The 3087-nt window shown below is 48.3% G+C and carries 1 protein-coding gene; it reads left to right on the forward strand.

The features are described from left to right. Nucleotides 1–209 precede the first annotated feature (209 nt). On the forward strand, nucleotides 210–3087 hold a 2878-nt coding region (locus QUA13_RS32050; protein WP_333205074.1), incomplete at its 3' end, for an FG-GAP-like repeat-containing protein.

Raw genomic sequence — 3087 nt, forward strand, 5'->3', positions numbered from 1 at the left:
GGGAACTGGATGTTACCACAGGGAAAATCAAAGCACCCACAGTGTTTAAGCCAGATGTCATGGCAGCTTACAGCCACATCCTCTCTCTCTTCTCACCTGCGACCAGCTATAGCGTAGGGTCCTATCCACACTCACTATATCCAAGCTTAGATAGACAAGTCTCAGTTGCAATAGGGGACTTCAATAACGATACTTTCTCCGACTTAGCTGTGACGAATTCTGACTCCAACATCGTCTCAATTTTGCTGGGAGATGGTACAGGTAGTTTTGGTATTCCGAGCAACTATAGCGCTGGGTCATCTCCACACTCAGTTGCAGTGGGGGACTTCAATAACGATACGTTCTCCGACTTGGTTTTGGTGAATAATGGCGCCAACAACGTCTCAATTTTGCTGGGAGATGGTACAGGTAGTTTTGGTACTACTACCAACTATACTGCTACCAACTATAGCGCAGGGTCACATCCCCGTTCAGTTGCAATAGGGGACTTCAATAACGATACCTTCCCGGACTTGGCTGTGGCGAATAGTTACTCCAACAACGTCTCAATTTTGCTGGGAGATGGTACAGGTAGCTTTGGTACTCCGAGCAACTATAGCGCTGGGTCATCTCCACAATCAGTTGCAATAGGGGACTTCAATAACGATACCTTCCCAGACTTGGCTGTGGCGAATAATTACTCCAACAACGTCTCAATTTTGCTGGGAGATGGTACGGGTAGCTTTGGTACTCCGAGCAACTATAGCACTGGGTACCGTCCCCATTCAGTTGCAATAGGGGACTTCAATAACGATACCTTCTCCGACTTGGTTGTGACAGATACTAATAGCTCCAACAACGTCTCAATTTTGCTGGGAAATGGTACGGGTAGCTTTGGTACTGCTGCCAATTTTACCGCAGGGTACAGTCCCGGTTCAGTTGCAATAGGGGACTTCAATAACGATACCTTCTCCGACTTGGCTGTGGCGAATAATTTCTTCTTCAGCGCTTACTCGAACAAGGTCTCAATTTTGCTGGGAGATGGTACGGGTAGCTTTGGTACTCCGAGCAACTATAGCGCTGAGTACAGTACCGATTCAGTTGCAATAGGCGACTTCAATAACGATACCTTCTCCGACTTGGCTGTGGCGAGTGTTAGCTCCAACAAAGTCTCAATTCTGCTTGGCAGCACATCTGTTGACGTAAATTTCGGGACTCCCACCTACAGGGAAAATGAAGCAACCCAAGATACAGCAATTAATATTCCTGTCACTCTCAGCAAGGCTCCACTGATTGACGTAACCGTACCAATTGTCATCAACCCCAACAGTACCGCTACTCAAGGTGCTGACCAAGATTATACCCTTTCCACTACTGTTACATTCCCCGCAGGTGCTTCCGGTACTGCCCTTACTCAGAATATTGCAGTCACCATCAAACCTGACAACCTCCCTGAGAACGATGAAACAGTCATTTTAGGCTTTGGCCCGATCGCAGGTGCCGTTGCAGGTACAATCCCTGAAACCACACTGACTATTGGAAAACCAGCACCTAACTTGGAATGGTTCAAGCAATTCGGCACACCTATTTACAATAGCTTCAGGAGCACAGCATTTGACAGTGCAGGCAATCTCTATCTGACAGGAGATAGCTATAACCCTTCGAGTGGAACGAATAATTGGGTAGCCAAATATGACAGCAGTGGCAGTCAGTTGTTGCTCAAGCAGTTAGTAGAGATTGGCAGTGAAGATCCAATAGAGAAGAGTGTAGTGGATAGTGCTGGTAATCTCTACCTGATAGGGCATTTTCACGACGTTTGGGTAGCTAAGTATGACAGCATTGGCAGCCTGTTGTGGCTTAAGCAGTTCGTCAGTAACTCCCCCAGAACTTCTGATCTTCAAGACTATTCTTCAGACCTAGCAGTGGATAGTGCTGGCAATGTCTACATTTCAGGAACAAGGTCCCTTGATACCCGTTCAGGTCAAACATTTTCAAAGGCCTGGGTAGCCAAGTATGACCACAGCGGCAATCAGTTGTGGTCGAAGGAGGATGTCAATTCTGACACCCAGGACCAATCCTATGGCATAAAAGTGGACAGCAGTGGCAATGTCTACCTGACGGGCATAAACTATAACTTGTCAAAAGGTTATCGATCGGATTTGGACACCTGGGCAGCTAAGTATGACAGCAATGGCAATCAGTTGTGGCTGAATCAATTCGGGACTACTGACGTTGACTTGGCAGCAACAAAAGTGTTAGCAGCACTCGATAGCGGTGGCAATCTCTACCTCACGCGACAAACCCAGAGCAGTTTGGGAGGCCCCAATGCAGGGGGTCTAGATATTGTGACAACTAAGTACGATAGCAATGGCAACCAGTTGTGGCTGAAGCAATTCGGGACTGCTGATTCTGACTCCCCCTCAGAGTTAGCAATCGATAGCGCTGGCAATCTCTACCTGATCGGAGAAACCAAGGACCTAAATTCAGTGCGTCTGGATACTTGGGCAACTAAGTACGACAGCAATGGCAACCAGTTGTGGCTCAAGCAATTCCTGACTACCAACTCTAACTTCCTCTCAGACTCCGTCTCAGACTCAGCAGTTGATAGCGCTGGCAATGTCTACCTGATGGGAGAAACTAACGGCTCTTTGGTAGGCCAAAATGCAGGTGGTCGAGATATTTGGGCAACTAAGTACGACAGCAATGGCAACCAGTTGTGGCTGAAGCAATTCGGGACTGCTAACTTTGAATTAGCCTCAGAGTTAGCACTCGATAGCGCTGGCAAGGTCTACCTGATGGGAGAAACCAGTAGAGATATTTGGGTTGCTAAACTCGGCACAATCACAGAGGCAGTCACACCAACTCCTACGACAACACCCACGCCATCTGTCACGCCAACGCCCAATCCGACATCAACACCAACGCCATCTGTCACGCCAACGCCCACTCCTACGACAACACCAACGCCATCTGTCACGCCAACGCCCACTCCTACGACAACACCAACGCCATCTGTCACGCCAGCGCCCACTCCGACATCAACACCAACGCCATCTGTCACACCGACACCAACGCAGAACTCTTCTCCAATTATCGGTACTGATGGCG

Source organism: Microcoleus sp. S28C3, assembly GCF_036700785.1.
Taxonomy (GTDB): domain Bacteria; phylum Cyanobacteriota; class Cyanobacteriia; order Cyanobacteriales; family Microcoleaceae; genus Microcoleus; species Microcoleus asticus.